This window comes from Kitasatospora sp. NPDC057965 (genome assembly GCF_042887135.1).
Lineage (GTDB): Bacteria > Actinomycetota > Actinomycetes > Streptomycetales > Streptomycetaceae > Kitasatospora.
This window is the reverse complement of record NZ_JBHVPZ010000008.1, coordinates 227,091-245,224: the sequence shown is the minus strand read 5'-3', so window position 1 is coordinate 245,224 and position 18,134 is coordinate 227,091. Positions and strand designations below refer to the sequence as shown.

The following is an 18,134-nucleotide window of genomic DNA, read 5'->3' as shown; positions in this document are numbered from 1 at the left end:
CTACTGTTTGACCCAGATCCGGTAGTACCCGGTTCCACCGACGTGCGTGAAGGGAATGCGCCCGAGCAGCCGGTAGTGCGGGCTCTGCCCGATCGCCTCCGCCACCACCCGGTCGGTGTCCGGGGTGGCGACGCCGTCGAGCACCACCAGGTCGAACCAGCCGTCCGCGATGGCGGTCCGGTAGCCGTCGTCGCCGGTGTGCAGCGCGCCCGCCTGGTCGACGTACCCGATGCCGTAGGTGGAGGTCCACTGGCTCTGCAGCGTCAGGTCGCGGGTGTAGTAGACCGGGACGTTGTCGGCCGAGGCCAGGTAGCGGCCGGTGCTGGTCACATGCTGGCGGACCACCTCGGTCATCCGGGTGGAGTCGGGCCAGGTGTCGAACCGCCAGGTCGACTGGGTGAGCCCGAGCGCCAGCGTCACCACCCAGAGCAGGATGCCCAGTTGCGGGTGGCGGAAGTGCGGGCCGACCAGCCGGGCCAGGCCGATGCCGGCCATCGGGGCGGCGAACAGCAGGCCGAAGCCGAGGTGCTTGTACAGCGCCACCGAGGTGTTGAGGTGCATCTGGTAGGCGGGGGCGAGCAGCGCGGTGCCGGTGAGCAGCAGGCCGAGCAGGATCCGGCGGCGGCGGCCGGGCCCGGTCATGGTGCGCACCAGCGGCGACTCGTTCATCCGCCCGCGCAGCGCGTACGCGACCGCGCCGCCGACCGCGGTGACGAACATCAGGCCGCCGAACTCCACGCACTGGCGGGCCAGTTCGGTCAACGGCTCGGTGCCGTGGGCGCGCTGGGTGGTGGTCGCCCGGACACCCTTGAGGACGTCGGTGAAGGTCATCCCCAGCCAGAGCAGGCCGCCCGCGCCGCCCGCGAGCAGCAGTCCGCGCAGCAGCGGCTGGCGGTTGCGGTCCCGCCGCCCGGTCAGCACCGCCAGCAGCACCAGGCTGGGCAGGTAGAGCGCCGAGGCGTACTTCAGCCCGACCGCCAGCACCGCGAACGGCGCGGCGAGCAGGACGGCCGCCGCGGGCGCCCGGTCGGTGCGCACCACCAGCCAGATCGCCAGGGCGAGCAGCAGCACCGCCGGTGCGTCGTAGGTGGCGAAGAAGCCGAGCACCACGGTGGACTGGGTCACCGCGAACATCGCCGCGGCGCCGAGCGCCACCCGCTCGTTGAACAGGCGCCGGGTGAAGCCGTAGAGCACGGCGGTCGAGCCGAGCATGCACGCCAGGCTGAACAGCCGGACGCCGAGCATGCCGAAGTGGTTCTCCAGCACCGCGGCCGCGATCGGGTACAGGGTCGGCGCACCGGAGAAGTAGGTGTTGTAGTCCTTCGGGACGGGCGTGCCGTAGAGCCAGTGCGAGAGCTGCGCGTGGCCCGCGTACATGTAGAGCGCCTCGTCCTGGAACGCGGTGTTCGACAGCCGGACGGACATCGCGGTCTGGATCAGCAGGATGCCCAGCAGCAGCGCGCGGCTGATCCACGAGCGACGGCGGCCCGGGTCGAGCGTCCAGCTGGCCTCGGGGACCGGCGGCAGGGTGTAGCCGGGGCCGTCGGTGCGCCCGCCCTCGGCCGGATCCTCCTCGACGGGGGTGTCGGCGTCGATCGGGTCGCCCTCGGCCGGGTCCTCCTCGGGTGGGTCCTCGTCGATCGGGTCGCCCTCGGCCGGGTCCTCGGTGAACCGCCCGCCCTCCTCGGGCCGTTCCCCGTGTCGCGGCAGTGGCGGCGACGGCGGGCGGCTCTCGAACCACGAACCGCCGGTGTCGGGTACCCGGACCGGCGCGTCCTCGGCGATGCGGTTGCGGGGTGTGGGGATGGACGTCATCAGGGGCTCTTCACATCGAAGCTGTAGCGGCCGTCGGACACCGCCTGCTTGAAGGCGTTCTGGGACTGCGGGTCGCCCTCGATCCGCCAGTCGACCTCCTTGTTGAGGTTGAACCAGATGAAGCCCAGGCAGTCGGGACGCTTGATCACGTTCGCGGCGAGGTTGTAGATGTCGGACACCTTGCGGGTGCCCGGCTCGGAACCCGTCTCGGCGATGATCCACGGCTTGTTGGTGAAGGTGCGGATCTGGGTGAGGGTGGGCGTGTAGAGGGTGTCGAAGGTGCCGGCTTCGAGGTGGGTGTAGTAGGCGACGATGCCCACCCAGTCCACGTAGGTGTCACCGGGGTAGTACGGCTTGAGCTGCACCGTCGGCACCGGGTTGATGCTGTTCGGGCTCCAGACCCAGATCACCTGGCCGGCGCCGAGCTGGGTGAAGACATCGTGCAGGTGCCGGTAGGCGGCGACGAAGTCGGCCGCCGTGGTGGTCTTGGTGCCCCAGTCGTACCAGGTGCCGTTGAACTCGTGGGCGAAGCTGATCGCGACCGGCACATTGGTGTTGCGCACGGCCGCCGCGTAGCGCTTGACGTAGTCGTCGTGCTTGCCGGCCGCGATGTCGGCCAGCGGCGTCTTGTAGGGCTCCCAGGCGATGAACGGCAGCGCCCCGCCCTGCCAGGCGTTGGTGACGCCGTTGACGTCGTACTCGTCGCCCCAGCCCGAGTAGTACTCGACGATGTTCGGCCGCTTGCCGATCCGGCCGGCGAACTCGTCGACGCCGGCCATCGACTGCGGGGCGCCGTCGACGGCCACGCCCAGGTACTTGTTCACCGGCTTGAGCAGCGGGCGGACGTCGTAGGGCAGCTTGGCGTCGGCGGTGGCGGTCCTGGCCGGCGTGGCCGGCGCGGTGCCGACCGTGCTCCCCGCCGACGGGCCGGCGGCGGCCGCGCTCCCCGCGGAGGGCGCGGCAGCTGCGGCGCCGGCCGCCGCCGGGCCCAGCGGCTTCTCGGCGAGCAGGTCGCAGGCAGCCAGCGGCAGCACCAGCAGGGCCGCCGCGAGGGCGCGGAACAGTGCGGCACTCGCCCGGCGGCCGGCGCCGGCGGTGCTGATGGGGAGGCTCATGCCACGGCGTCCTGGGATCGGGGCTGGATGAGGATGCGGCCGACCGTCACCGCGTAGAACAGTCCCGAGGAGAGCACCAGGGCGAAGTCCAGCGGGTACAGCGTGAACATCCGGTAGACCGCCGCGACGACCCAGACCAGCGCGGTGCCCCCGCCCCAGACGACGATGCCGGCCCAGAACCGCCGCTGCCGGTTCCTGGCCTTGCCGGAGCCGGTCGGCTGCCAGCCGCGCTGGCGCCCGCGGATCAGGTCCCAGACCGCGAAGAAGTGCGCCCAGCCGTACATCATCCGGCCCGCCCAGGCCTCCAGCCGGTACGGTGCCCGGTGCCAGAGCGGGAAGATCAGGGTCGCGTACACCAGGCTCGGGATGACCAGGAGCAGGTGCTGGACCTGCAGCAGGTCCGGCCGCCAGAGCAGCAGCATGATCGGCAGCATCGGCAGCGCGAAGGTCAGCAGCGCGGTGTGGATGTAGTAGAGGAACCCGGAGATGTAGCAGAGCCGGGTGGTGAAGTCGAGCCTGGTCCGCCAGAACTTGCGGCTGGTCATCAGCGACATCGAGCCCATGCACCAGCGGTACTGCTGGTTCTGGAACGCCGCGGCGTTGTCCGGGCAGACCCCGGTGGACAGGGCCACCGGGATGTACTGCAGGTCCCAGCCGAGGGCCCGCAGGTCGAAGCCGGTGTGCACGTCCTCGGAGTGGGCGATCAGCGTGGTGCCGCCGTTCTCCACCAGCGCGGCCCGCCGGTAGACGGCGCAGCTGCCGACGCAGATCGCGCCGTCGTTGCGCTGCCGGGCGACCTGGACCGAACGGTAGAACAGCTCCTGGATGGCGCCGGCCCCGCGCTCGATCCAGTTCTGCGAGTCCAGCACCCGGAAGAACTGCGGCGACTGGACGATGCCCAGCTTCGGGTCCCGCTGCAGGTACGGCAGCACCTCGTGCAGGAGGTCGTGCCGGGGCGCGAAGTCGGCGTCCAGGATGAGGATGAACTCGCCGTCCGAGCGGCCGAACCCGTAGTGCAGGTTGCCGGCCTTCTTGAACCAGCCGCGGTTCTCCCGCACCCCGTAGCGGAACCCGAAGTCGGCGGCCATCGCCTCGACCTCCGGGCTCGCCGCGTCGTCCAGCACGTACGGCATGACCAGGCCCGGGTAGTGCTCGGCCAGCTTGCGCACGTACGTCCAGGTGTTGTGCAGCACCTCGATCGGCTCGCCGCAGACCGGCAGGAAGACGTCCACCGTCGGGTACTCGGCGGGATCCCACTGCCGGACCAGCCGGCGGTGCTCCCTGATGTCGAAGTTGGGCGTGAAGCTGTTCACGCGCAGCGACACCACGTAGTAGACGACCGTGAAGAACAGGAACGGCACACAGAGCCAGAACCACGACCCCAGCAGGTACAGCTCGGCCTGACTGAGCACCAGGCAGCCGAAGCTCACCATCGAACAGAGGGTCAGCACCCACTGGTGGCGGATGGTGTAGCTGTACTTCTCCTGCGAAGTGGGCGGCGCCGGCAGCAGCATGTCCGGAACGGGTTCGCCCGTTCCGCGCCTGCGGCCCGCCGCTCTGCGCCGTCTGGTGGTCGCATTGGCGGCAGCGCTCACCGCGCGGTACCTCCTGCTCGCTGATTCCCCGTCCGGGCGGCCACGGGGGGCACATCCCTCCCCCGAGGGCGGTCATCCTATCCGACCGCCTCGGGCTCACCCGACCGACCGCCCCCGGGGCGCCGCCCCCCTGACCGACGGTCAGCCGGCGCGCGAACCCCGGGCCAGCAGCACGTCCTTCGTACGCCCCGCCAGCGAGGCGGCGGCGGCGGCCGCGAGCTGGTCGCTCTGGTCCTCGCCCTGCTTCAGCGAGCCGGCCACCGTGAAGTAGCCGAAGCGGCCGATCGCCGCGTGCGTCTCGGCGCAGCCCGACTTGTCGGTCACGCAGAACATCGCGACCCCGGTGCCGGACAGGCCCTGGATCAGGCCGGCGTGCCGGCCGAGTGCCCGGTCCGCGCCCGCCTTGTTGTCGAAGACCGCGACGCCGACCGTGACGGCGCTCTCGCCGTTCACGTACGTCGCGCGGACCAGCGAGCGGCAGGTGTCGTCGCCGAGCGCGAGGCCGAGCCCGCCGGTGGTCGCCTTGGAGCAGGGGGCGGTCGCGCCGGTCACCTGACGGGTCCACACCTTGCCGTCGACGGTCCGGGTCTGGTCCGGGAACAGCGTCGCGGCGTCGACCGGCAGCTTGTCGGTGGCGGCGTCGGAGATCACCGCCAGCGCCTGCTCGGTGGGCGTGGCCGTGGCGGACGGGCTGCCGGCCGTGGTGGACGCGCTCACGGTCGGCTTGGCGTCGGTGCCCTTGTCGCGGCCGTTGATCCACACCGCGGCCCCGACGACCCCGCCGACCAGGACGGCGGCCGCCACCACGGCGCCGATCCACCGCCGCTTGCGGCGGCGGGACTCGGAGGCGTGCCGGTCCGCCATCGCGTTCCAGTCCGGCTCGGTCGCGGACGGCGCGGGCGGCTGGGCGCCCTGCTGGGGCCACTGGGGGGCGAACGGGGTCGGCCCACCGGCCGCCGGCTGCGGCTGCGGCGGCTGCGACACGGGCGGCGGCCCGGGCTGGGGCGCGGGCACCGGCCCCGGCTGCGGGTACGGCACCGTGCCGGACGGCAGGTGCGGCACCCCCGGCGGAGGAGCCTGCGGCGGCACCCCTCCCGGCTGCGCGTACGGCGTCGGAGGCGGCCCGAAGCCGCCGGGCGGCGCCACCGGCGGCTGCCCCTGCTGCGGCACCTGCCCCGGCACGCCAGGCTGCTGACCCTGCTCCGGCGGCACGGCCCTACCGGCCCAGTCCCCCGGAGCGCCCGTTCCCTCGCTCATGTGCCGAGATCGTAGGGCATGCACCGGACGAGAGGCCGATCGGTGACCAATCCGTTTCAGAACACAGCCCCGCGCAGGCGCCCACAGGACCGTCCCGGTACCACCGGTCATGGGAGCAACACGCCACGCTGCACAAGATGTGGTGTCGCATCGAGCGAGCACCACTAGATGTATGCTCGTCCCTGCTGTCGACGCAGGGGAACCCGGTGCGAATCCGGGACTGCCCCGCAGCGGTGTGCGGCCGCCTCCCCGGGCGTGCCGCGAGTCCGAGTACCTGCCGACGGCGTGCCGAAGCCTCCCCGCAGGGGCCATGGCACCAGCACCACCTTCCGGGCCTCGCGGGCGGGCCGGGGACGGCACGCGCGGCGCCTTCGGGCCCGCGTGGCGAGTTCCCCTGCCCCGAACGGCCCGGCCCGAGCCACCGCCGTCGACCGCCGCCAGGAGAGAGCGCCTTGACCACCGCTGCCTCAGCCACCCTGCCCGCCCAGGGTTCCAGCTCCGCCCCCGCCGACCCGACGGTCTCCGACCCCGGCGGTGCGCTCCTGCGCCTCCTGACCGACCGCAGCACCGACCTCCCCCAGGTCGACCCCGGCCATGTCGCCGCCGCCGCGCTGCGCGGCCGCCACGCCGGCTCGGACTTCGCCGAGCTGCGCGGGCTGGCCGTCGACGCCGCCGCGTCGATGATCGCCGAGGACCCCCAGTACTCCAAGCTCGCGGCCCGGCTGCTCGCGCTGGAGATCGTGGACGAGGCGGCGAGCCAGGGCGTGGTCTCGTTCTCCACCTCGATCGCGGTCGGCCACGCCGAGGGCCTGATCGGCGACACCACCGCCGACTTCGTCGCCAAGCACACCGCCGCCCTGGACGCCCTGGTCGACCCCCGGGGCGACGACCGCTTCGAGTACTTCGGCCTGCGCACCGTGCAGTCCCGCTACCTGCTGCGCCACCCGATCACCCGCAAGGTCGTCGAGACCCCGCAGTACTTCCTGCTCCGCGTCGCCTGCGGCCTGGCGGTCGGCGACACCGAGCAGTCGGTCGCCGAGGTCGCCGAGCTCTACCGCCTGATGAGCCGGCTGGAGTACCTGACCTCCTCGCCGACCCTCTTCAACTCCGGCACCCGGCACCCGCAGATGTCCAGCTGCTACCTGCTGGACTCCCCGCTGGACAACCTGGACTCGATCTACTCGCGCTACGCGCAGATCGCCCGGCTGTCCAAGCACGCCGGCGGCATCGGCCTGTCCTACTCCCGGATCCGCTCGCGCGGCTCGCTGATCCGCGGCACCAACGGCAAGTCCAACGGCATCGTGCCCTTCCTGCGCACCCTGGACTCCTCGGTCGCCGCCGTCAACCAGGGCGGCCGCCGCAAGGGCGCGGCCTGCGTCTACCTGGAGGCCTGGCACGCCGACATCGAGGAGTTCCTGGAGCTGCGCGACAACACCGGTGAGGAGGCGCGCCGCACGCACAACCTCAACCTGGCGCACTGGATCCCGGACGAGTTCATGCGCCGGGTCAACGCCAACGCCGACTGGTCGCTGTTCTCCCCCGCCGACGTCCCCGAGCTGGTCGACCTGTGGGGCGAGGAGTTCGACGAGGCCTACCGCAAGGCCGAGCTGGCCGGCAAGGCCGTGCGCACCATCCCCGCGCAGACCCTCTACGCCCGGATGATGCGCACCCTGGCGCAGACCGGCAACGGCTGGATGACCTTCAAGGACGCCTCCAACCGCGCCGCCAACCAGACCGCGCTGCCGGGCCGCACGGTGCACAGCTCCAACCTCTGCACCGAGATCCTGGAGGTCACCGACGACTCCGAGACCGCCGTCTGCAACCTCGGCTCGGTCAACCTCGGCGCCCACGTCGCCGACGGCGCCACCGCCGACGACCTGCTGAACGCGCTGGACTGGGAGCGCCTGGACGCCACCGTCCGCACCGCCGTCACCTTCCTCGACCGCGTGGTGGACATCAACTTCTACCCGACCCCCGAGGCCGGCGCCTCCAACTCCCGCTGGCGCCCGGTGGGCCTGGGCGTGATGGGCCTGCAGGACGTCTTCTTCAAGCTGCGGATCGACTTCGACTCCGCCGAGGCCGCGCGGCTGTCCACGCTCATCGCCGAGCGCATCATGCTCACCGCGTACGAGCGCTCCGCCGACCTGGCCGAGCAGCTGGGCCGCCACGAGGCCTACGGCGAGACCCGCGCCGCCCGCGGCGAGCTGCACATCGACCACTTCCCGTCGGCCGCCCCCGAGTGGGCCGACCGCTGGGCCGCGCTGCGCGCCCGGATCGCCACCACCGGCCTGCGCAACTCGCTGCTGCTGGCCATCGCGCCGACCGCGACCATCGCGTCCATCGCCGGTGTGTACGAGTGCATCGAGCCGCAGGTGTCCAACCTGTTCAAGCGCGAGACCCTGAGCGGTGAGTTCCTCCAGGTCAACCCGTACCTGGTGCGCGACCTCAAGGAGCTGGGCGTCTGGGACCAGCAGACCCGCGACGCGCTGCGCGACGCCAACGGCTCGGTGCAGGAGCTCGGCTGGCTGCCCGCCGAGATCCGCTCGCTGTACCGCACCGCCTGGGAGCTGCCGCAGCGCGCGCTGATCGACCTGGCCGCGGCCCGCATGCCGTACATCGACCAGAGCCAGTCGCTGAACCTGTTCATGGCCGCGCCGACCATCGGCAAGCTCAGCTCGATGTACGCCTACGCGTGGAAGGTCGGTCTGAAGACCACCTACTACCTGCGTTCGCGCCCGGCCACCCGGATCGCCCAGGCCGCGTCGGGCACGGCCCGCGCCGCCGCGCCCGTTCCGGTGAACACGCCGACCCTCACCCCGGAGGAGGAGGCCGCGCTGGCCTGCTCCCTGGAGAACCCCGAGTCCTGCGAGGCCTGCCAGTAATGAGCTCCGAAGACCGCGACAAGATGCTGCTCGACCCCGGCTTCGAGCTGACGCTGCGCCCGATGCGCTACCCGTCGTTCTACGACCGGTACCGCGACGCGATCAAGAACACCTGGACCGTCGAGGAGGTGGACCTCCACTCGGACGTCGCCGACCTGGCGAAGCTGAGCGAGGGCGAGCGCCACCTCATCGGCCGGCTGGTGGCGTTCTTCGCCACCGGGGACTCGATCGTCTCCAACAACGTGGTGCTGAGCCTGTACAAGCACATCAACTCCCCGGAGGCCCGGCTCTACCTGAGCCGGCAGCTGTTCGAGGAGGCCGTGCACGTCCAGTTCTACCTGACGCTGCTGGACACCTACCTGCCCGACCCGGAGGACCGCAACGCGGCCTTCGCCGCGGTGGAGAACATCCCCTCCATCCGCCAGAAGGCCCAGTTCTGCTTCAAGTACATGAACGCGGTCGACCACATCGACTCGCTGCAGACCAAGGAGGACCGCCGCGCGTTCCTCCTGAACCTGATCTGCTTCGCGGCGTGCGTGGAGGGCCTCTTCTTCTACGGCGCGTTCGCGTACGTGTACTGGTTCCGGAGCCGGGGCCTGCTGCACGGCCTGGCGACCGGCACCAACTGGGTGTTCCGCGACGAGTCCATGCACATGGACTTCGCCATGTCGGTGGTCGACACCGTCCGCGAGGAGGAGCCCGACCTCTTCGACGACGAGATGGCCAAGCAGGTCACCGAGATGCTGGAGGAGGCCGTCGAGGCCGAGCTCCAGTTCGCCCAGGACCTGTGCGGTGACGGCCTCCCCGGCATGAACACCGCCTCGATGCGGGAGTACCTCCAGGCTGTGGCGGACCAGCGCCTCGCGCGCCTCGGCCTGCCGGTCCGGTACGGCTCGACGAACCCGTTCGGCTTCATGGAGCTGCAGAACGTCCAGGAGCTGACCAACTTCTTCGAGCGCCGGGTCTCCGCCTACCAGGTCGCCGTCGAGGGCTCGGTCTCCTTCGACGACGACTTCTAGGAACCGGGGTCCGGAGGGGGAGCACCGCTCGGTGCTCCCCCTGTTCCTTTGAACGGGCCGATGACTCCCGCCCCGCCCGGCGCCCTCGCCGGGCAGGGCGGCCACCCGTCCTCTTGCCGGGGAAGGGAGGCGGGGGCTGTCCGGATGAACTCGGGGGGCACACCGGGGGGACGTGTCCGTGGGCGATCGGTTCGGGGCTACGGTCCGGCCACGACCGATCGGAAGGGGACGCAATATGGCCACCGGGGTTCTGGACTACGAGAGCGACGCGATCGTCCAGCTCATGAACATCGCGGAGGACGACTGGACCGAGCAGGAGCTCAAGGACGCGCTGCAGCGGGCGATCATGCTGGAGTTGTCGACCATTCCGCCGTACGCGACCGCGCTGTGGTCGATCACCGATCCGGACAACAGCAAGCCGGTGCGGCACACCATCCGCGAGATCGTCTTCGACGAGATGTCGCACTTCGGCCTGGTCGCCAACATGCTCACCAGCATCGGCGGCACCGTCGTGCTCACGGACCCGCTCACCGTTCCCAAGTACCCCGGGGAGCTGCCCGGTGGGGTGAATCCCGGGCTTGAGGTGTTCCTCAGCGGGTTGAGCCGCGACTCCGCCGCGCTGTTCGCCGCCATCGAGAAGCCCGAGCACCCGCTCGGCTTCGCCGCGGACGGCAACACCATCGGCGCCTTCTACCAGCGGATCGCCGACGTCTTCCCCAAGTTCGCCCACCTGCTCACCGGCCGGCAGCAGGTGAGCTTCCCGCTCGGGTCGAGCCACGGGGCCGGCAACGACATCGTCCCGATGAACGCCCTCGGCGACGTCCTGAGCGCCATCCACGTCATCCAGGCCCAGGGCGAGGGCACCACCACCTCCCCCGAGAACCCCTTCCCCGGCGCTCCGGGCGAACTCGCCCACTACTACGCGTTCAAGGAGATCGCCGTCGGCAAGAAGTTCGTCCTCGACGAGCAGACGGGGAAGTTCGACTTCATCGGCGCCGACGTGCCCCTGCCGGACACCTTCCCGGTCGGCCGGGTCCCCCAGGGCGGCTGGGCCGACTCCCCCAACGCGCCCGACGCGCCCACCGCCGCCCTCCTGCACACCTTCAACCAGCAGTACAGCGACATGCTGCGCGCCCTGGAGGCCGCCTGGGGCCCCACTGGGGCGGACATCTTCCCGGCGATCGGCCTGATGGGGCAGCTGCGCGGCACCGCCCAGAAGATCAACAGCATCAAGCTGCCCGTCGACCCCCGCTTCACCTACGGCCCGGAGTGGCTGTTCGTCACCGGCTGACGCCGCGGGCCCGCCGCCGGCTCAGCCCTTGACCGAGCCGGCGGTGAGGCCCTGGGCGAGGTAGCGCTGGAGGAACTGGTAGACCAGGATCACCGGCAGCGAGGTGACCAGCGCCCCGGCCGCGAAGAGGCCGTAGTTCTGGTCCTGCTGGCCGGAGATGATCCCGTAGAGGCCGACCGCCACCGTCTTGGACTCGTTGGAGGTCAGGAAGATGCCGGCCAGGATGACGTCGTTCAGCGCGGTGGTCAGCGAGAGGATCCCGACCACCACCAGCATCGGCGCGGCCAGCGGCAGGATGATCCGGAAGAAGATCTGCGCGTGCCCGGCCCCGTCCACCTTGGCGGCCTCGTCGATCTCCTTCGGGATGGTGTCCAGGTACCCCTTCATCAGCCAGGTGTTCACACCCATCGCCCCGCCCAGGTAGACCAGCAGCAGTCCCCAGGGCGTGTCCAGGCCGATCACCGGCAGCACGTCGCCGATCCCGGCGAACAGCAGGTAGAGCGAGACGACCGCGAGGAACTGCGGGAACATCTGCGCCAGCAGGACGGTGAGCAGCCCCACCCGCCGGCCCCGGAAGCGGAAGCGGGAGAACGCGTACGCCGAGCAGACCCCGAGCAGCACGTTGAGCACGGCGAAGCTGCCGCAGATCAGCGCCGTGTTGAGCAGCCAGCGGCCGAACGGGTACTGCTCGTCGGTGAACAGCGCCGTGAAGTTGGCGAACGAGGCGTGCTCGGGCAGCAGCGTGGAGGACTGCAGGGTGCCGAGCGGGTTGAGCGCGGCGGAGAACACGAACAGCAGCGGGAACAGCGCGAAGCAGACGGCGAGGACGGCGACCAGGTGCCGCCAGCCGAACCGGCGCAGCCATCGGGCGGTGGTGGTCATGCGTTCAGCTCCTCAAGGGCCCGGGTGCGGCGGAAGCCCACCAGGGTGATCAGGCCGACCAGCAGGAAGATGAAGATCGACAGGGCGGCGGCGAAGCCGTACTGGGCGCCCTGTCCGCCGAAGGCCACCCGGTAGGTGTAGCTGATCAGGATGTCGGTGGAGCCGGCCGTCCCGCCGGCGCCGTCGAACGGGCCGCCGCCGGTGAGCAGTTGGACGGCGTTGAAGTTGTTGAAGTTGAAGGCGAAGGAGGAGATCAGCACGGGCGAGGCGGCCACCAGCAGCAGCGGGAAGGTCACCGCCCGGAAGGCCGTCCACGGCCCGGCGCCGTCGATCCGCGCGGCTTCGTTCAGCTCGGCCGGCATCGACTGCAGCACGCCGGTGCAGATCAGCAGCATGTTGGGGAAGCCGAGCCACAGGCTGGTCAGGACGACCGCGAAGCGCGCGCTCCAGGTGTCGCCGAGCCAGTCGATCCGGGTGTGCAACAGCTGGTTGAGCAGCCCGAAGTCCCGGTTGTACATGCTCTGCCAGATCAGGATTCCGATGAACGCGGGCATCGCGTACGGCAGCAGCAGGAGCGAACGGTAGGCCCGCTGCCCGCGCAACCTCGGGTGGTGCAGGGTGAAGGCGAGGCCGAGGCCGAGCGCGAAGGAGGCGCCGGTGGAGAGCGCGGCGAAGCCGAAGGTCCAGGCGAGCACGGAGAGGAAGGGGCCGCGCACGGCCGGACTGGTGAGCACGGCGGTGAAGTTGGCGAAGCCGACGGTGCGCTGCCAGCCCGTGGTCAGGGTCCGCCCGGAGCCGTCGGTGGCGGTGAAGCGGCCGTCCTCGGCGCGGTAGACGGTCCCGCTGCGGGTGTCGGTGAGGGTGTCGGCCCGGCCGTCGTACGTCAGAGTGGGCCGGGCGGTGGTGGCCGAGGAGAGTCCCTGGCCGATCACGAAGCCGCCGTCCACCGGGACCCGCAGCCCCTTCAGCTCCTGGGCCCGGGCGTTGACCTGGCCGATGGTGAGGATCCGCAGGCCCGGCGCGGTGGTCACCCGGCCGTCGGGAGCGGTCGCGGTCCCGGCCGGGGCGGGGGCCAGGCCGCGCGCGGTGCCGGCCTCGGTCCGGCCGGTCGCCGGGTCGGTGAGCAGCAGGACGAGCGGGCCGCCGGCCGGCTCGGCGGCGACGGTGAGCGTGTACGAGGGGCCGTCGGGGACGGGCTCCACCGAGTTGTCGACCAGGGTGCGGACGGCCTGGTCCTTGGTGAGCAGGTGCCCGTCCCCGTAGTCGGTGAAGGAGACCGCGACGATGTGGAGCACGGGGTAGACCACGAAGGCCAGGAAGAGCACGGTGGCCGGCAGCAGGTACTTGGCGGCGAGCCGGCGCGGCGAGAGGTAGATCCAGAAGGTGGCCCCGGTCCCGGCGGCGAGGACGCCGAGGCCGGCCCAGTGGCCGGCCCCGTAGAGCTTGGGCGCGGCGAACAGGGCGAGTGCGGCGACCCCGGACAGCAGGGCGAGCTTCACCAGCTGCGCGGTCAGGGCGCCGGCCCGGCGGGGCGGGCGGATCGGGGCGTCGGCGGGGCGGGCCGGACGCCTGCTGTCCTGAAGGGTGGGGGAGGTCATGGGGTGGTCCCTGGTCCGTCCGGGAGGGGCGCGGGGCGCCGGGGAGTGTCAGTGGCCGGCGCCGAGGGCGGCGCGGATCGCCTCGCCGGCCTGGCGCATGGTCTCCGCCGGGTCGGCGCCGGCCACGATGCTCGCCTCGGCCTGGCCGAGCGGTCCCCAGATCGCGTTCATCGCGGGGATGGCCGGCAGCGGCTGCCCGGCCGCGCCCGCGGCCGCGAAGGCGCCGATGTCCGGGTCGTCGGCGGAGACCTTGGCGAGGGCGGAGGTCAGCGCCGGCGGCTCCGGCGAGGCCTGGTAGAGCGCCAGCTGGCCCTCCTCCGAGCCGATGGCGCGCAGCAGGAACTCCTGGGCGAGCGGCTGGTTCCTCGTCTTGGCGGAGAGGTAGAAGGCCTGCACGCCGATGAAGGGGCGGGCCGGTCCCTTGCCGGCCCAGCCGGGCACCGGAGAGATGGCGTACGGCAGGCCGGCCTGCTTGACCTGGCCCAGCGCCCACGGCCCGGCCACCAGGTAGGGCGACTTGCGCCCGGTGAACAGCGAGATGGCGTTGGTGTCCACCGAGCGGTTGAACAGCCCGGCGCCCTTCTCCCCGTACTGCTTGAACAGTTCACCTGCCGCGATCGAGCCGGGGCCGCCGACCCCGAGGTCCGCGGTGTCCCAGCCGCCGTCCGGCTTGGCGCCGAACAGATAGCCGCCGGCCGAGGTGAACAGCGGTTGCAGGGCGTAGGCGTTGCCCTGCTGGCCGACCGGCAGCGCCAGCGGGACCTCCGCCCTGCCGGCGCGGACGGCCTCGGCGGCGGTGCCGGCGAGGTCCTCGAAGGTGGCGGGCGCGGCCGGGGTCAGTTCGGTGTTGCGGAACAGCACCAGGGTCTCGGTCGCGTACGGCAGGCCGTACTGCTGGCCGTCCTGGGCGACGGCGGCGAGGGCGGCGGGCTGGAACAGCGCCTTCTGCTGCGTGGTCAGCGGGACGGGGGCGACCGTGCCGTTCTGCACCAGGTTGCCGAGCCAGTCGGAGGCGCCGACGACGAGGTCGGGGCCCTTGCCGGCGTTGGTGGCCGTGACGTAGGCCTGCTGGGTGTTGACGGACTGCGGGGCGACCGTGACCTTGACGCCGTGCTCCTTGCCGAAGCGGTCGGCGAGCGGCTGCAGGGCGGCGGCCTGCTGGGTCTGGGCCCAGATCACCAGGTCGCCCTCGGCGGCGGCGATCGGCGGGGCGGTCATCGGTCCGTCCGCGGCGGCGGTGCCGCCGGCGGGCGCGGGGCCGGCCGAGGGGGAGGTGCCGCCACAGGCCGTGGCCAGCAGGGCGAGCAGGCCGAGGGCGGCGGTTCTGCGGGGGCTGATGATCCGGTGGCGGGTGATCCGGTGGCGCATGGTCCGAGACTCCTTCGTCCGGGAGGGGTGCGGGGGTTGGGTCGCGGGGCGGGCCGCGGGGGCGGCCCGCGGGGGCGGCCTGCGGGGGCGCGGGTCAGATGCCGTCCGCCGGCCGGTGCCAGCGCTCGACGGTGAGGTCGAGCCGGGTGTCGCGGTCGACCCGCAGCGGGTGCAGCACCCGCCGGCCGTCGGCGTCGACGGCGTCCAGGCCCCAGCCGCGCGAGATGCCGCCGTCGAAGCCGGTGCCGCGCGGGACGGCGATCCGGCCGCGGAACCGGCCCGGGCCGGCCGGGGCGCAGGGCAGCGGACCGAACATCACGGGGGCGTCGTCGGGGGTTCCGGGCGGGACGGTCACGGTGACCTCCAGGACCGGGTGGGCGGGCAGCTCGGGCAGGACGGCGACCTCGGTGCGCGCGGCCAGCCCGTGCGCCCGGACGGTGACCGCCGTCCGCCCGGCGGCCAGCGGGGTCAGCCCGCCGTGCGGGGAGACGGCCGCCACCTCGGGGCGCTCGACCCGGTAGCCGGCCTCCAGCGCGGTGTAGCGCACGCCGTCGGCGCGGACCGCGACCGGGTTGACGGCGCTCCAGGTCTCGCCGGGCGCGAGCAGGACCTCCGGCTCGACGGTGAGCGTGCGCACCGGGGAGGGCGCGCCGAACAGGTGCAGCAGCGCGTGCCGGGCACGCGGGCGCCAGGCGTTCTCGTGGTGCGGCGCGTCCGGGTCCTCGTAGTAGAGCAGGTCGGCGCCGGAGGTGTAGCCGGCCTCGTCGACCAGCCGGCCGGCCAGCTCGCGGGCGGGCCGGGCCATGATCAGCCCCTCCAGGCCGCCGATGTCCAGCCAGATCCGCCGCGGCCCGCGCCGCCGGTAGTGCTCGTGCACCACCTTCTCGCCGAGGCCGTCCGGGTCGACGTGGGTGAGGAACGGGGAGAGGACGGCGGCCAGGCCGAAGACCTCGGGGCGGCGGAAGGCGATGTGGTACGTGACCAGGCCGCCCATCGAGGAGCCCATCAGCGCGGTGTGCTCCGGGCCGGTCCTGGTGCGGTAGCGGGCGTCGACGAACGGCTTGACCTCGTCGGTCAGGAAGGCCTCGTAGCGGTGGCCCTTCAGCGGGGTGCCGGGGGTGCGCCAGTACTCGGCGACGTGCGAGTACTCCACGCCCCGGTCGGCGCCGGCGTTGGGCACGGCGACGGCGATCAGTTCGGGGACCAGGCCCTCGGCGTACAGCGCCTCCAGCGTCCGGTCCACCGCCCAGGTGGGCTGCTGCCCCTGGTCGTAGACCTGCCCGCCGTCGTGGAGGTAGAGCACCGGGTAGTCGGCGTCCGGCCGGTCGTCGTAGCCGGGCGGCAGGTGGACCAGCAGGTCCCGTTCGTTGCCGAGCAGCTCGGAGCGGAAGCCGGGGATCCGTTCGATCCGGCCGCGGCGCACGGTGGTCTCGCTCATCGGGCCACCGACCAGACGTGCACGGCCGGGCCCTCGCAGGGCAGGTCGCGGCCGGGGACCAGCTGCGGGCCGCCGAGCAGGTGGGTGGCGTGCCACTCGCCGGCCACCGGCGGGTGGTCGGCCCGGCTGATCTGCACCAGGATCCGCTCCCGCTCGTCCTCCCGCTCGAACAGCAGGACGTCGCCCTCGGCGACCAGCCAGCGCAGCCCGCCGCCGGTCAGCGCGCTGTGGCCGCGGCGCAGCCGGACCAGGTCCCGGTAGGTGCGCCAGGTCTGCTGGTCCCAGGCGGACTCGTCCCAGGGGAACGGCTTGCGGCCCTCCTCCAGGCCCTCGCCCAGCACCCCGACCTCGTCGCCGGAGAACACCATGGGGATGCCGGGCAGGGTGAACAGCAGGGCCGCGCCGAGCAGTTGGCGCTCCGGGCCGGCGAAGGTGCGGAACCTGGCGGTGTCGTGCGAGTCCAGCAGGGTCAGGTTGTGGGCGCGGCTGCGCCAGGGCAGCGCGGCACCGAAGGCCGTCATGGTGGCGCGCAGCCGGGCGCCGTCGTAGTCGGGGATCGGACCGGGGACGGCCCAGAAGTCCTTCTGGTCGTGCTTCTCGACGAGCCAGCTCCAGACCGGGCGGGTGAAGCCGGCGTAGCTCATGGTGCCCTGCCAGCCGTCGCCGGCCAGGGCGAGCGAGGCGTCGTGCTGGTGCTCGGCGAGCAGGACGGCGTCGGGGTTGGCGGCCCGGACGGTGGCGGCGGCGGTGGTGGCGACCAGGTGGTTGAGTTCGACGTCGCCGCGGCGGCCGGCCATCTGCGCCACGTCGACCCGCCAGCCGTCCAGGTGGAAGGGCGCGCCGAGGTACTTGGCGATCACCGAGTCGGGGCCCTCGTAGAGGCGGCGGCGCAGTTCGGCGGAGCGGTGGTCGAAGGTCGGCAGGGTGCGCACGCCGAGGAAGGTCGCGTAGTCGTCCGGGCCGCCGTCACCGAAGAAGTAGAAGCCGGCCTCCGGGCTCTTCGGGTCGGCCTGCGCGGTGCGGAACCAGTCGTGCCGGTCGCCGGAGTGGTTGAGGGTGATGTCGCCGATCACCTTGATGCCGCGCCGGTGCGCCTCGGTGGTGAGGGCGATCAGCGCCTCGTCGCCGCCGAGCGCGGGGTCGACCCGGTCGAAGGAGACGGCGTCGTAACGGTGGTTGGAGCGGCCCTCGAAGAAGGGGGTCAGATAGATCACCGTGGCGCCGAGCCGCTGGATGTGGTCGATCTTGCGCACCACGCCCCAGAGGTCGCCGCCGTACATCTGCTGGAGGGCCTCGGCGTCGCCGGTGCGCAGCGGGGTGTCCCAGTCGGCCGGGCCGGCCCAGGTGGCGAGCGGGGAGTCGCCGGAGCGGTGGTAGCGGTCCGGGAAGATCTGGTAGACCACCGCGTCCGCGGCCCAGGCGGGCGGCGCGGGGTGGGTGGTGAGGCGGAAGTCGGTGGCGTCGGGCAGGTCGTGGTCGTGCAGGCCGGCGGCGGTGAGCCAGCGCCCGCCGTCCGGGGTGTGCAGCCAGAACCGGTAGTTCATCTCCGGGTTGACCATCTCCAGGGCGGCCCGCCACCAGGTGGCCCCGGTGTCGTCGGTGCGGTCGACGACGGCGGGCGTGAAGTGCGGCTCGCCGTCCGGGACGGAGCGCAGGAACACCCGCTCGACGTCCTGGCCCGCGGGCACCCGGACCAGCAGGTCGACGTGCTGCCCGAGGCGCGGGGCGAGGTCGCCGACGTACCGCGCGGACCCGTCGTGGTGCGGCTGGTGGCGGGCGGCGAGGCGGTGGCTGCTGGCCGGGTCCATGGGACTCCTCGGGGCGGGTGCACAGGTTAACGGATGCCGACATTCCGCTTTCCGGAGCCGACGAGG

At 72.4% G+C, this 18,134-nt stretch carries 12 protein-coding genes and 1 riboswitch; of the genes, 3 read left to right on the top strand and 9 right to left on the bottom strand.

The features are described from left to right. The 4 genes from ACFVVU_RS13295 to ACFVVU_RS13280 form a co-directional block, all read right to left on the bottom strand. On the bottom strand, positions 1–1,815 hold the full coding sequence (locus ACFVVU_RS13295) for a glycosyltransferase family 39 protein (protein ID WP_387789799.1): 1,815 nt from the start codon (positions 1,813–1,815) through the stop codon (positions 1–3). Further along, positions 1,815–2,930 (bottom strand): glycoside hydrolase family 26 protein, encoded by a 1,116-nt coding sequence (locus ACFVVU_RS13290; RefSeq protein ID WP_387789797.1) that lies wholly within the window; start codon positions 2,928–2,930, stop codon positions 1,815–1,817. Before ACFVVU_RS13290 ends, ACFVVU_RS13295 begins: the two co-directional genes overlap by 1 nt. Further along, positions 2,927–4,444, bottom strand: coding sequence for a glycosyltransferase family 2 protein (locus ACFVVU_RS13285; RefSeq protein ID WP_387789796.1), 1,518 nt, complete (start codon positions 4,442–4,444; stop codon positions 2,927–2,929). Before ACFVVU_RS13285 ends, ACFVVU_RS13290 begins: the two co-directional genes overlap by 4 nt. Positions 4,445–4,666: 222 nt before the next feature. After that, positions 4,667–5,782 carry a hypothetical protein gene (locus ACFVVU_RS13280; RefSeq protein ID WP_387789794.1) on the bottom strand — a complete coding sequence of 372 codons (1,116 nt, stop codon included), beginning with the start codon at positions 5,780–5,782 and terminating at the stop codon, positions 4,667–4,669. A gap of 155 nt (positions 5,783–5,937) precedes the next feature. After that, a riboswitch (cobalamin riboswitch) is annotated at positions 5,938–6,079 on the top strand. Between the two features lie 179 nt (positions 6,080–6,258). Between ACFVVU_RS13280 and ACFVVU_RS13275 the strand changes: the two genes are divergently transcribed. From ACFVVU_RS13275 to ACFVVU_RS13265, 3 genes are all read left to right on the top strand, one after another. Continuing rightward, a complete protein-coding gene (locus tag ACFVVU_RS13275; protein ID WP_387789831.1) occupies positions 6,259–8,664 on the top strand; it encodes a ribonucleoside-diphosphate reductase subunit alpha in 2,406 nt (801 codons plus the stop codon). Then, positions 8,664–9,683: a ribonucleotide-diphosphate reductase subunit beta gene (locus ACFVVU_RS13270; RefSeq protein ID WP_380681849.1), complete on the top strand. Its 1,020-nt coding sequence runs from the start codon at positions 8,664–8,666 to the stop codon at positions 9,681–9,683. Before ACFVVU_RS13275 ends, ACFVVU_RS13270 begins: the two co-directional genes overlap by 1 nt. Positions 9,684–9,918: 235 nt before the next feature. Then, positions 9,919–10,974: a ferritin-like protein gene (locus ACFVVU_RS13265; RefSeq protein WP_387789792.1), complete on the top strand. Its 1,056-nt coding sequence runs from the start codon at positions 9,919–9,921 to the stop codon at positions 10,972–10,974. 21 nt (positions 10,975–10,995) lie between these two features. Here the strand turns inward: ACFVVU_RS13265 and ACFVVU_RS13260 are convergent, their stop codons facing one another. The 5 genes from ACFVVU_RS13260 to ACFVVU_RS13240 all read right to left on the bottom strand — a co-directional run bounded on the left by ACFVVU_RS13260 (position 10,996) and on the right by ACFVVU_RS13240 (position 18,068). After that, complete coding sequence (locus ACFVVU_RS13260) at positions 10,996–11,856, bottom strand: sugar ABC transporter permease (protein WP_380681853.1); 861 nt, start codon at positions 11,854–11,856, stop codon at positions 10,996–10,998. Further along, entirely contained in the window at positions 11,853–13,454 is a 1,602-nt protein-coding gene (locus ACFVVU_RS13255) for an ABC transporter permease subunit (RefSeq protein ID WP_387789791.1), read from the bottom strand. Before ACFVVU_RS13255 ends, ACFVVU_RS13260 begins: the two co-directional genes overlap by 4 nt. A 48-nt stretch (positions 13,455–13,502) precedes the next feature. Further along, complete coding sequence (locus tag ACFVVU_RS13250; RefSeq protein ID WP_387789789.1) at positions 13,503–14,822, bottom strand: extracellular solute-binding protein; 1,320 nt, start codon at positions 14,820–14,822, stop codon at positions 13,503–13,505. Positions 14,823–14,916: 94 nt separating this feature from the next. Further along, positions 14,917–16,260, bottom strand: a complete 1,344-nt coding sequence (locus ACFVVU_RS13245) for an alpha/beta hydrolase (RefSeq protein WP_387789788.1) — start codon at positions 16,258–16,260, stop codon at positions 14,917–14,919. Further along, positions 16,257–18,068, bottom strand: coding sequence for a glycoside hydrolase family 13 protein (locus tag ACFVVU_RS13240; protein WP_387789786.1), 1,812 nt, complete (start codon positions 18,066–18,068; stop codon positions 16,257–16,259). Before ACFVVU_RS13240 ends, ACFVVU_RS13245 begins: the two co-directional genes overlap by 4 nt. Positions 18,069–18,134: the final 66 nt, after the last annotated feature.